Here is a 12487-nt window from a genome sequence, read left to right as displayed (position 1 = left end):
GCATGCCGCCCGCCGACGGCGTCGGTGCGGCAAACCCCGGATCCCGAAAATGCTCCGTCAGAAAAGCCATCCCCCGACCGGCACCGAAAGGCAGGGCCGTCATGCTCCCGATGAAGGAAGCCGAAATCATGGACGAGACCACGCCCGACCGGCCCGTCCGGCTTTCGCTCAACGGAATCGGCAAGTCGTTCACCGCAAAAGGCCGCCAGGTAGACGCGGTCCGCGACCTGGACCTCAACGTCTACGACGGCGAGTACGTCGTCATCCTCGGCCCTAGCGGCTGCGGAAAGTCCACTCTGGTTCGCTGCATCGCAGGGCTCGAAAGCCCGACGTCCGGCACCATCAGCGTGGCCGGCAAGACGATCTGCGACGCCGGCCGGGGGGTGAACACCAGCATCCACAAGCGCGACATCGGCATGGTCTTCCAGAACTATGCGCTCTGGCCGCACATGTCGGTGGAGAAGAACGTGGCTTACCCCCTCAAGAGGCGGCGGGTCGCGAAGGAGGACCGTGCCTCCCGGGTCCGCGAAGTGCTCGAAGCACTGGAGTGCGCGCACCTCGCGAAACGGCTCCCCGCCGAACTGAGCGGCGGTCAGCAACAACGAATCGCGCTCGCCCGAGCGCTTGTTTACCAGCCCGGACTCCTTCTGCTCGACGAACCGCTGAGCAACCTCGATGCCCTCCTCCGCGTCTCGCTGCGCTCGGAACTTCTGCGGCTGCACCGCTCTCTCCGGTACACCGGGCTGCACATCACTCACGATCAGGAGGAGGCGCTCGAGATGGGCGACCGGGTCGTGCTCATGCGCGAGGGGCGCATCGAGCAGATCGGGCCGCCCGAGGAGGTGTACGGCCGTCCGGTGTCACCCTACGCGGCGAACTTCCTTGGCGTCCGCAACCGCGTCAAGGTGTCTCACCGAAGCGGCAAGCTGGAACACGAACAGGGCATCGTCGAAGGGAGCGGGGCGCTGACCGCAAAGCTCCGCGAATCGTCGGATCAGCTCGAACTGTTCGTCCGTGCCCGGGACACGCACGTTTATCGGGGAACGCCTGACTTCACGCGCTCGTTAGGAGAGTTGACCGTCCAAGGCACCATCGCGCAGATCGTGCTCGGCGACGGCGGACGACGCCAGTACGTCGTCGACATCGGCGGGCGGCTCTGGTACGCGCAGCACGCGGACTCCGATGGGCTGAGCGCGGGAGAAGAAGTCCACGTCAGCATCCCCGCGACGAGGGCGCTGTTGTACCAGGGCGAGAATCTCGTCAGCCAGTAGTTCGCGAAACCAGCGGGCGGCTGCCGCGCACCTGGTGCGGCAGCCGCCCGCTGGTGCATGTGGCACAACGACTGAAGAGGCCGGGATCGCGTACTATCGCGTTCCCGGCCTCTTCAGTCGACACATCTGACGCGATAGAGCCCTGCGCTTCCCATCGGTACGTTCTTCGCCCGCAGGCCAGCGTCAGGACACCGCACCGCGGAAGACCGGAGGACGTCGCTGGCCCCAGGCCCGCACGCCCTCTCGAAAGTCCTCGGACTCCATCAATCTCCGCTGTTGTTCCATCTCCGCACGCAGGGCGTCCTCGATTCCCGAGGTAAGCTCGGCGCGCAGAGCGGCACGAGAGACCGCTACCGCAGCTGGAGCGGAAGCTGCGATATCAGCCGCCAATGCGTACGCCGCCTCGTCCAGGTCCGAGGGCTGAGCCAGACGGTCCCCAAGGCCCCAGCAGACGGCTTCCTCGCCGTTGACGCGGCGGGCCGTGTAAAGCATCTCGGCCGCGCGCTGGGGACCGATTAGACGTGGCAGGGACAGCGAAAGGCCGAAGCCTTCGTTGATGCCCAGTCTGGTGAAGTTCGCCAGAAAATACGAAGACGGCGTGCAGACCCGGAAGTCCGCCGTGAGCGCCAGCCCCAGCCCTCCGCCGACCGCCGCGCCGCCGACCGCGGCGACGACTGGGATCGGCAGACGGAAGAGTCTCGGGACGACGCCCGCGATGTTGCCGCGAGGCGGAGCCCCCGACGAGCGGGGAGCGAAATCGGCTCCACCGCAGAAGTGGCGGCTGGTCGTACGCAGGACGACCGCCCGAACCCCCCTTTCCGGCAGCTTCTCGATCGTGCCTGCGATGCGGTCGACGAGGTCGTGGTCGAGATAGTTGTTGCGGCCGCGACTGAATGTCACGACAGCGACGTGGGTGTCCGGATGCTCGTCGACCGACAAGAGCGCCTTCGGAGTGGGCGCGCCGCCGTTCCGCTGGTTCATGGCCGCCTATCCGTGCGGCCGCTCGGGCGCGGCCTCGATGCGCACGCGCGGCTGTCCGATGAAATGCCAGGGCAATCCGGTCACGTCGTGGTCGCCGAGGTCTTCGCTTCGGACGGTCTGGTAGAGGCCGGTGCCGCGAACGAACGGATCGTCCGCCAGGTCGTGCGCGGTGTGCACCAGCGAGGCAGGAATTCCGCTGCCGCGCAGGTCCTCGCTCAGCACGGCGAGGTCGACACCGCCCAGGTCTGCTTCGACGAGCTGGCCCAGGGCGCGCAACGGCGGGAGGCGCGTTTCGGCAATGCGCTCGAACCTGGCGACCTCCTCCGCGCTGCGGAGGCTGACTGCAAGCTGCCGCCGGTCTCCAGGCGCGGTGATAAAGAAGTCGCCGCCGGTTTCCGGTGCCCGGTAAGTCACCTCCGACCCCGCTGACCCGAGATCCGCGATCTGCGCCGCGGTCAGTTCGGCCATCGAGATGTCGACGCCGAAGCTGGATGCCCGCTCCGGCGCCAACGACCAGGCCAGCACCCAGGCGGCGAGCGCCACGCTGGTCAACGGATCGGCCCAGGGCGTCCCCATGTCGCCCATCTCCCCCCGCGCGTCGCGGGTGGCCGCCACGAGGCCAGCGAATGCGTGGATGTTGTGGCCGTATGCCCGGTACCCGGCCCAGTCGCCGGTGCCGCCGAAACCGCTGGAGCTGATCGCCAGCACAGCGCGGCCGGTCTCCGCCGCGTCGGCCAGGACCCGTTCGGAGTCGACGCCGACGACTTTCGCGCGGCGAGGGGTGAGGTTGTGCAGCACGACGTCGAAGCCCTCGAGGTCCACCTCAGTGCCGTCCCGGCCCGGATCGATGTCGAGCGAGGTCTTGCAGGAGTTGAGCTGGTTGAAGTAAGCGCTTCGGTTCAGCCCGGCCACACCGGCGGCGAACGGGCCGCGGCGGCGGTAGATGTCGAGCCGCTGCGGGTCCTCGAGTTTGGTCACTGAAGCGCCCATTGCGCCAAGCCAGGAGGCCCCCAACGGAACTGCCAAGACGTGTCCGGCATCGAGCACGCGCAGGTCGCTCAGGGAAACGGCAGTGCGGTGCCCAGTTCGCTCCGCAGAAGCGACCTTGCGGACCTGCGCTGGCAACGGCGGCGCGTCCGGACTGGTCAGATCGACCGGACGGCCGGCCTTGGCCGCGCGCTGCGACAGCGTGTCCAGTGTGTTGATCTGGGTACAGGGCACTCCCGCGTTCTGCAGGATTCGTTCGCATTCCTCCGCCGCCCGGCTCGACGCCCAGGACGCGAGCCTGCTGTTCACGAAGTCCGCCTGGTCCCGAGCCTCGACCAGGGTTTCCACGGCCTCCAGGGCAGGCTCCAGCACACGGCGGAACGCCTCCCATTGGTGCTGCTCGAGGACGAGCACGTAGATCAAACCGTCCGAGCACGGGAAGAAGCCCGACGGAGCGCCGTAACGGGCGCTGCCGCCCTCGTCCGGGCAATCCGACAACGCATGCGCCATTTCCAGGCTGAGACCGGTGGCGATGACCGCACCCTGAGCCGAGACGTCGACGTGCAGTGCGTCGCCGGTCTCGCGGCGCACGTGCACCGCGTGCAAGGCGGCGACGGCCATCACGTAGCCGACCAACTTGAGCCCCAGCCTCCCGGGAGGCACGGTCGGCACCAGCTCGTCGGAGATGCGCGAGTGGCCAAGGATCCCTCCCTCGGCCAAGAGAGTCAGGTCCGAGGCAACAGCATCCTGTCGCTCCGTTCCGAGCCCGTACGCGCTCGCAGTGACCCACACTGCGTTGTTGACCTTCTCGACGTGTTCGAGGTACTCCGCGGCGGTGGCATTTTCGTCCCTCTCGATGCCGCCAGCAGTCTCGATGCGGTCTACCAGAACGACATCTGCGTCCGCGCCGACTCCGTCCCGCACCTCAGCACCGAGCTGAGCCAGGACGCGCCGGGCCACGTCCAGCGCGGCCGAGGTGCCGCGAACGCTGACCTTGATGCCGTTCAGCCACGGCATCTCGGGAGCGACGAGGTCCGCCGCCCCGGCTCCGCGACCACGGGGAGTCTCGGATACGAGGGGTGTCGCTGCACTCATTCCTGATCCGTTCCTTTCCTGCGAGGGAATCCGCTCGCCGACCGCTGCTCTGCGCGATCGGGCTTCACCGCAAGACGTACACGATAGCGGATGTACGTACGTTATTACAAACACAGGTGACGGTTCGGCCACTGCTGAACCCGCTGTCGCCACCTCATCGAAGCTGACTGGCCAAGGTCCGGAAACACGGCGCTTCCGGTTCCCGGCGCTCAAGCATCGGCCGGGGCAATGTCCTTTTTGGTGTGGAAGTCGCGCAAGTCGGCCGCCCGCGTGAGCTTCCAGTAGTCGGTGGTCCGCCACGGGCTGTTGGCGACGACGCGGCCCCGCGAGTTCCGGTAGTAGGTGCTCATCCCCGGATGGGTCCAGATCATCCGGCTGTGGATGTCCTCCATGATTTCGTTGTACTTGTCGCACACGTCCCGACGGCATTCCACCTCGGCCGTGCCGGTCTCGAACATCTTGTCCAGTACCGAAAGCACGTAATTGACCTGGCACTCGACAATGAAGATGAAGCTGCCGCCGTGCCCGAGCGCGGTATTGGGCCCATAGAGCATGAAGAGGTTCGGGAAGCCCGGCGTAACCGTGCCGAGGTAGGCGCGGGGATCGTCGTCGTCCCAGGCGTCGCGAATCGATGTGCCGCCGCGGCCGTAGACCTTGACCGGCGAGAGAAACCGCGCCACGTCGAAGCCGCTCGCGACCACGATCACGTCGAACTCGCGGTGCGTGCCGTCCTTCAACGCGATGCCGGTCTCGTCGATCCGGTCGATCGGCTCAGCGACAAGGTCGACGTGCGACCGGGTGAGCGTCCGGAACCAGCCGTTGTCCAGCAGCATCCGCTTGCCGTAGGGCGGGTAGTCCGGCAGCACCTTGTCAACCAGGTCTTGGCGGTCGCCGAGTTCCTTCTTGATGTAGCGGGTGAAGAAGCGCCGGTGACCGTCGTTGATCGCATTGAGAGAGCGATCGGGGTCGGGCCAATCCGGGTCGACCTTGAGAGACTCGTACACCTTGCTGTCGAAGATCCAGCTCAAGCGGAGCCGGTACCACCACTCGTACTGCGGCACCTCCGAGAACAGGAAACGCACCGATTCGGGAATGCGCTTGTGCAGCTTCGCGAACGGTGCCGCCCATTGCTTGGACCGCTGGAAGACGGTGAGCGACCCCACTTGGTCGGCGATCGCGGGAACCAGCTGCATCGCGCTGGCACCGTTGCCGATGACGGCGACGCGTTTGCCGGCCAGGTCGGCGTTCTCGTTCCACATCGCCGTGTGCATGAGGGTGCCGCGGAACGTCTCGCGGCCCGGGATGGCCGGCCACTTGGGAGTGCCGAACACGCCGACGGCGGAAATGACGACGTCGGAGACGAGCGTGTCGGTCGAGCCGTCGGAGAACTGAAGTTCGGTGACCCACCTGCGATTGCCCTCGTCGTAGTGCGTGCCGGTGACCTCCGCGCCGAACGTGGTGTGCTCGTAGATCCCGAAAGCCTTCGCGACGGATCGGAAGTAGCCTTCGACTTCGTCCTTCAGCCCGAAGTAGTGCTCCCAGTCGCCGTTCGCGAATGAGTACGAGTAGAGATAGCTGGGAGTATCGACGCCACAGCCCGGGTAGCGATTCTGCCGCCAGACGCCGCCGACGTCCTCGCCCTTCTCGACGATGCGAAACGGGATGCCGGCTTCCCGAAGCTTGACCGCGGCGCAGATGCCGGACATGCCAGCACCGATTACCAGCACCGAAAAACCCTGCGGAACAGTGTGTTTCACCGGCTTCTCGGTGCGTCCGCCGAACGAATCGAGCTTCATGGACATGAACGGCCCGTAGTCCCCTGGGATCTGCTCCCCCATGGACACGCTCATCATCCGCACCGCCTGCTCCGGCGAAGGCCGCTCGATCGCAATCGGCCGGCCCGCTCGCCACGCGACTATGGCGTCGAAGGCGGCGTCGCGGATCTCCTGCTGCCGCTCGTCCGGGAGACCGCCGGAGTCGTTGTCGTCAATGCCCTTGGGACGGGTCGGCAGGTACGGCGCGCTGATCCAGCGCTCGTCGCCGGTGAGCTGCACTGTCAGCAACTGCAGCGTCGGAATGTTCGCCTCGGGGAGCGCGGCGCGCAGGGAGGACTCGAAGTTGGCGCTCCGGGTCGCCGCGACCGGTTCAGCCACGATGTCAGCTCCTATCCGTGATGCCAGGCCCGGGCCGCCCAACCGGCGGCCACCGAACCGAACGCGAACGTCAATGTGAACGCTTATACGTTATTTCGTACGTTGCTTGCTGTCAACGATGCCTGTCTGTCTCGCCGGACACAGTCGCCATGCACAAAGAAGTGACCGGAACCCATTGCGGCACAATGAGTTCCGGTCGACAGGTCAGGCTCGGGAACCTGCTGGCGGTCGCCGGTCACGGGACAGGTTCGCCGCCGCAGCCGGCGAACCACAGCGCAGGTCGCGCGAGAGTTCGCGCCGTCGATCAGCGGCGAGGCCGCCAGGTCGCGGCAGTGACGTCCAGGCCAGCCCGGAATCCCGCCTCGATCGGAAGTTCGGAAACCCGGTAGAACAGCCGCTTGGCCTCCATGAGCGCGGCAGGATCGAGCCGGGCCCAGACCTCGGCCGTCTCCACCGCAGCAGGGATCGCCTCGCCGGGAGCGACCACCCGGGACACCAGCCGGAGGGCCGACAGCTCGCTGGCGTCGAGTTGCCGAGCTTGGGTGAGCATCTCGAAAGCCAGCTTCTGGCCGAGGGCACGGATTGCGCTCGGCATCACGCCTGCCGGGACCACCGAATCCTTGATTTCCGGATACCCCACTACGACGTCGTCGCCCGCGACGATCACGTCTGCGGCGAGGGCGAGCGCGGCCCCGGCTCCGATTGCCGCGCCGACGACCGCGGCCACGATCGGAGTGGTCATCGCAGGCAGCAAAGTGAGCAACCGCGTCAGCAACCGCGCCCGCCCCACCATCCGGTCCCGCGGATCCGGCGCGTCCGCGAATTCCTTGACATCTCCGCCCGCACAGAAGACGCGACCCTCGCCGGCCAGGACCACGGCACGCACCCGCGTGTCTCGTTCAGCCGCTTCAAGGGCGCGAATCAGTTCGGTGATGAGCGCGGTGTCGAGAGCGTTGCGCCGGCCCGGCCGGTGCAGGGTGAGGGTTCGCACCACCGCGGGACCCCGTTCCCCGCAACCAGATCCCAACGACACGACGCGGTCCTCGACCAGCAGCACTCCGGACTTCTGAGCCAGGGCCTCGCCCAAACCATCTCGCATACGCTACCTCCAAGGCGCACCCGGACAGCGGAATCAGCAAGCACAAGCAGTGCGTCGCCACGCGAAACCGCGCTGTCCGCTCAAGCTAGGACAGCAAATCGAGGATGCGACCGTCGGCGAACGGCGCGTCCCGGTCAGCGATCGCGCTCCGGACACCTGACTTCTCGACCTTGTCCCACCACTCGACAACCGGCCGGCTGGCGTGGGCGAGGGCGTCGAGCTCGCAAGCACGGACGACCGTGTCGCCGAATCCGGCCGAGTCCCACGCGACGTTGAGCGCGTTCTTGGTGATCGCCAGCAGTTCCGCGGGCATCCGGGCCATCCGCTCTGCCAGAGCGACGACTCGTTTCTCGATTTCGCTGGCGGGCGAGGCGGCGGAGACGAACCCCCACTCCGCCGCTTCCGCACCAGTCATCGTGTCCCCGGTCAACGCGAGGAGCTTGGACCGGTGCGGGCCGAGAAGCCAAGACCACACGGGCAGCAAAAGAGTGATGCCGACGCCGCGAACGTTGGGAACCCCGAGCGACGCGTCGGCCGCCGCGACGGAAACGTCATGGGCCAGCATGAAGTCGGTGCCGCCGGCCAGACAGTAGCCCTCGACCTGAGCGATGGTGATGAGCGGCTGCTCGCGGAAAGCACGGTGGAAGTCGCCGACCTCGACCAGGCGGATCCGGTCTTCGGCAACCGTTTCCGGCCGCATGACTCCCGGATCGAGCTTGTATCCGGAGCTGAACGCCCGCCCGTCGCCGCGCACGATGAGAACCTTCGCGCCGCCGGTTCGCGCCTTGCCCGCCGCGTCCATGATCGCCTGACGCATCGCGCCGGAGAGTGCGTTGCGATCGCGTGGAGAGTTCATCGTGGCCCGCCACACCCCGTCCGAGAGCTCCTCCAGAACCACCAGCGGGCTGTCTTGCTCAGTCATCTGCTGCACTCTTCCTTTGCCTGTCAGTAGGTCCGGCGGCACCTTCGGCAGCCGGACAGGTTCAGCGGGCGACGGTGCCGCGCGGACCGGCGAGCGGCACGTACAGCAGGTCCGTGCGATCGCGACGGGCGTTGTCCATCTCGGGTTCGAGGGGGTAGTACAGCTCGCCTGGCTCCCGTCGCACCCATTCGAAGGCCACGCTCCGGCTCAAAATGCGCCAGCCGATGCCGTCGCGGTTCTCGAACGTGTCGATGTAGCGGCACGCGACGGTACGCCGCAGCGGCTGATCATCGCCCGTCTTGTGAAAGAAGGTGTCGTCCTTGGCCGCCGCTACTTCTTTGTGGCTCAGGCAATAGCTCTCGGCGCGAGCGAAACGCTCGTCCTCGGGGGCGATGCCGATCGACACGTTCGACAAGACGTGCATGCTCGACGTGACGTGCTCGTGGTTGGCCTTCAACCACTCGACGAAGTCGACGGGGTTTCCGACGAACTGCCCGTGCGACTCGTGCGCGTCGTCGTGGTAGCAAGAGAGGACGTGCGCCCAATCGCGGCGGTCGACGCCCTGGCAGTACGCGACGAGAACGCTGTAGATCTGCGCGTGCGCGAGCATCTGCTCCACTGTCGCGGGGCCGCTCGCGATCGGAGCTGGCATCGATACGGTCATCTTCGGCTCTCCTCGGCGATGGAACGGGTAGCCCGGATCCTTCCCTGCGCCGAACCCTGAGGCAACACCAGTCCGTACACCATCACGATCGCTTGTACGTAATACCGTATACGGTAAGCCTGACGAGACCTGAGTGTCAAGCTCCGAGCCGGACAGGCGAACTAGGCAGATATTTACAAATACGTACAACCGTTTCTAATATGAGACAGTCTCCCTCGTGCCGTCCTGCCGCCCACACGACGCATCCGTGTCGCCGCAGGCAAGACAACCGGTGCTCCACCGAGTAGGAAGCAGTCCACGTGCGCCCGACGCCGGCCGCAACCGCCGTCCCTGATGCCGAAACGTCCCACCCGACCCTCGCGATTTCGATCTGCTGCTGTTGCGGCCTGCTGGTCGCTCTCCTGCAGACGATGATGGTGCCGCTCGTCCCTCACGTACCGGCGTTGCTCGCCGACAGCCCGTCGTCGGCGACCTGGCTGCTCACCTCGACCCTGGTCGCGGGCGCGGTGTCCGCACCCGTGATCGGACGGCTCGGCGACATGTACGGCAAGCGCCGGATGCTGGTCTGGTCGATCCGATCGATCCTCGGCAGTTCGGTCCTGGCCGCAGCTGCGCCGAACTTCGCGGTCCTGCTCGTCGCACGCTCGCTGTAAGGGGCGTCGCTCGGCGTGATCGCCCTGGGCATGAGCCTCATGCGCGATGTCCTCCCACCGGCGAAGGTGGGCGGCGGCGTCGGGTTGATGAGTTCGTCTCTGGGGATCGGCGGCGCCGCTGGCCCGCCGCTGGCCGGCTTTGTCGCGCAGTACGCCAGCTGGCGGCTGCTGTTCGCCGCCGTGGCGATCGGCGCGCTCCTCCTCGCCTGGGCACTGCCCCGGGGCGTGCCGGAGTCCCGCACGCGAACCGGCGGGCGCTTCGACCTGATCGGTGCCCTCGGCATCGCTGTCGCGCTGGTCTGCCTGCTGCTCGCGATCTCGAAGGGAAGCGAATGGGGCTGGTCGAGCCCTGCGGTGCTGATCCTGCTCGGCGTGACAATCGTCGTCGTCGTCGCGTGGAGCCGTTACGAACGGCACCACCCGTCGCCCTTGATCGATCTCAAAATCGCGGCGCAGCCGGCAGTGCTGTGGACCAATGTCGCGACCGTGTTGTTCGGCTTCTCCATCTTCGCGATCCTCGCGATGGCGACGCAGGTGCTGCAAGCGCCAACCGCCACTGGGTACGGGTTCGGGTCCTCCATGATGACCGCCGGCGTACTCCTGCTTCCGATCGGCGGAGCCATGATGGCGTTCTCGACGGTCTCCGCGCGGATCTCGCGCACACGCGGCCCACGTACCACCGTCCTGCTCGGCGCTGCGCTGCTGGCGTTCGGCAACGCCGGGTTTGCGACGCTCCCCGCGTCACGGTGGCTGCTGGTCACGACGGCGACCGTCGGAGCTGTCGGCGGCGCGCTGGCCTACTCGGCTCTCCCTCTCCTGATCATGCAAGCCGTTCCGGAAACGGAGACCGCGACGGCCAACAGTGTCAACACTCTGATGCGCCAGCTTGGGACCTCGGCAATCACTGCCGTCGCCGCAGCGGTCGGCACAGCCCTGGTCATTCATGTCGGCGGCCAGGACTTCCCGGCGGCCGCCGCGTACACCGTCTCTTTTCTCGCAGCCTCAATCGCGGCGCTCGTCGCCTTCGTCGTCGCCGCGCTGACCCCATCCCCCGAGGGAACCCGAACCGACGAGAGGACATGAAGTGAAACGAATCGGCGTGGTCGGATGCGGATTGATGGGAGCAGGAATCGCCGAGGTCTGCGCCCGAGCCGGCCTCGACGTCGTCGTCGCCGAATCGCATCCCGCAGCCGTCGAAAGCGGTAGCGAGCGATTGCGCACCTCGCTGGCCCGCGCGCAACGCAAAGGCCGGATCCCCGACGCCGAAGCTGCCCTGAGGCGAATCCGCGTCACGGACGCGATCGATGAACTGTCCGACCGCGAGATCGTCATTGAAGCCATCGTCGAGGACGAGAACGAGAAGGTCGCACTGTTTCGCCAACTGGACAAAATCCTGGCGCTGCCCGACGCGATCATCGCGTCCAACACGTCGGCCATCCCGATCGTCAAGCTCGCCTCGGCGACGACCCGACCGGAGCAAGTGCTGGGCGTCCACTTCTTCAATCCGGTTCCCGTGCTCCCGCTGGTCGAACTCGTCCCCAGCCTCCTCACCGCAGGCGAAACCACCAGCCGTGCCCACGAATTCGTCCGCGGCGCGCTCGGCAAACGCCCGATCCTGTGCAAGGACCGCGCCGGCTTCGTGGTGAATTCCCTGCTCATCCCGTTCATCCTCGCCGCCGTCCGCATGCTCGAGTCCGGGTTCGCGACCCGCGACGACATCGACAGCGGCCTGGTTCATGGCGCGGCTCATCCGCAGGGCCCGCTGGCATTGGCCGACCTGATCGGTTTGGACACTACGAAGGCAATCGCCGATTCGCTGTACGAGGAGTTCAAGGAGCCGCTGTACGCGTCGCCTCCGCTGCTGGTCCGCATGGTCGACGCGGGCCTGCTGGGCCGGAAAAACGGGCAGGGCTTCTACAGTTACCGCTGATAGCTGGGACTTCGACAGAACGGCGTCGTGATTCGCGCATCGGCGACACGAGCCCGGCCGGAACCGGATCTCCCCCGTTTCGTGCGAGACTCTCGGACAACCCGACGCCGGTCCTCGGACAACCACAGGACCGGCGGCCCTCCGCCCAAGGATTAGCCATGAACGCGACGGCTCCGAACAAAGACAACCCCTCCGCCGGCGGCATCGAGCACCGCACGGTCAGCCGGGTCATGTCCATCCTCGAAGTCGTCATCGCCAGCGAGCCCAACGGCCTGCGCCTCGCCGACCTGCCCGACATGCTCGGCGCCCCGAAATCCTCTCTGCACGGACTCGTCCGGGGGCTCGTAGCCAACGGGTACCTCCGCGAGCGCCATGGCCGCTACTACCAAGGCCCGGCGACGTCCCTTCTCGCCCTCAGCGGCCAGCGCATTCCCGCCGCCCTGCACCACTCGCTGCAGACGCTCGCCAACGCCTGGCAGGAAACCGCCATCCTCGCCACTCTCGCCGGCGAATCCGTCATCAACATCGACAAGGTCGAGTCCCCGCAACTGGTCCGCGCCTCCCCGCCGCTGCACGAACGCCGTCCGATGTGGCCCGGCAGCTACGGCAAGGTCTTCCTCGCCTTCATGTCTTCCGCCCGGCGCGACGCGTACTTGCGCAGAAAGCACAAGGAACCCAGCACGCAACGGCGGATCCTCGCCGAACTCGAGACGATCCGGACGAGCGGAATTG

The 12487-nt window shown here is 66.8% G+C and carries 8 protein-coding genes and 2 pseudogenes; 4 read left to right on the top strand and 6 right to left on the bottom strand.

The window, feature by feature from the left end; all coding sequences use genetic code 11:
• The first annotated feature begins 2 nt into the window (after window positions 1-2).
• A complete protein-coding gene (locus A4R44_RS28850) occupies window positions 3-1271 on the top strand; it encodes an ABC transporter ATP-binding protein (protein ID WP_095213667.1) in 1269 nt (422 codons plus the stop codon).
• A gap of 183 nt (window positions 1272-1454) precedes the next feature.
• Here the strand turns inward: A4R44_RS28850 and A4R44_RS28845 are convergent, their stop codons facing one another.
• The 6 genes from A4R44_RS28845 to A4R44_RS28820 form a co-directional block, all read right to left on the bottom strand.
• Window positions 1455-2252 carry an enoyl-CoA hydratase/isomerase family protein gene (locus A4R44_RS28845; RefSeq protein WP_067587540.1) on the bottom strand — a complete coding sequence of 266 codons (798 nt, stop codon included), beginning with the start codon at window positions 2250-2252 and terminating at the stop codon, window positions 1455-1457.
• A gap of 6 nt (window positions 2253-2258) precedes the next feature.
• Window positions 2259-4334, bottom strand: a complete 2076-nt coding sequence (locus A4R44_RS28840; RefSeq protein ID WP_095213666.1) for a CoA transferase — start codon at window positions 4332-4334, stop codon at window positions 2259-2261.
• A 209-nt stretch (window positions 4335-4543) separates the two neighbouring features.
• Entirely contained in the window at window positions 4544-6487 is a 1944-nt protein-coding gene (locus A4R44_RS28835; RefSeq protein ID WP_198545468.1) for an NAD(P)/FAD-dependent oxidoreductase, read from the bottom strand.
• Between the two features lie 304 nt (window positions 6488-6791).
• Window positions 6792-7586 carry an enoyl-CoA hydratase/isomerase family protein gene (locus tag A4R44_RS28830; RefSeq protein WP_095213665.1) on the bottom strand — a complete coding sequence of 265 codons (795 nt, stop codon included), beginning with the start codon at window positions 7584-7586 and terminating at the stop codon, window positions 6792-6794.
• Window positions 7587-7671: 85 nt separating this feature from the next.
• Window positions 7672-8508, bottom strand: a complete 837-nt coding sequence (locus tag A4R44_RS28825) for an enoyl-CoA hydratase-related protein (protein WP_067587534.1) — start codon at window positions 8506-8508, stop codon at window positions 7672-7674.
• Between the two features lie 61 nt (window positions 8509-8569).
• Window positions 8570-9172, bottom strand: a complete 603-nt coding sequence (locus A4R44_RS28820; RefSeq protein WP_067587531.1) for a nuclear transport factor 2 family protein — start codon at window positions 9170-9172, stop codon at window positions 8570-8572.
• Window positions 9173-9471: 299 nt separating this feature from the next.
• Here A4R44_RS28820 and A4R44_RS28815 point away from each other — a divergent pair.
• From A4R44_RS28815 to A4R44_RS52635, 3 genes and pseudogenes are all read left to right on the top strand, one after another.
• A pseudogene (locus A4R44_RS28815) lies at window positions 9472-10908 on the top strand (MFS transporter).
• 34 nt (window positions 10909-10942) lie between these two features.
• Window positions 10943-11755, top strand: coding sequence for a 3-hydroxybutyryl-CoA dehydrogenase (locus A4R44_RS28810; protein ID WP_067587835.1), 813 nt, complete (start codon window positions 10943-10945; stop codon window positions 11753-11755).
• A 158-nt stretch (window positions 11756-11913) separates the two neighbouring features.
• Window positions 11914-12487, top strand: a pseudogene (locus tag A4R44_RS52635) (IclR family transcriptional regulator); the annotation flags it as partial.

The organism is Amycolatopsis sp. M39 (assembly GCF_001651785.1).
GTDB classification, from domain to species: domain Bacteria; phylum Actinomycetota; class Actinomycetes; order Mycobacteriales; family Pseudonocardiaceae; genus Amycolatopsis; species Amycolatopsis rubida.
This window is presented reverse-complemented; position numbering and strand designations above follow the sequence as displayed.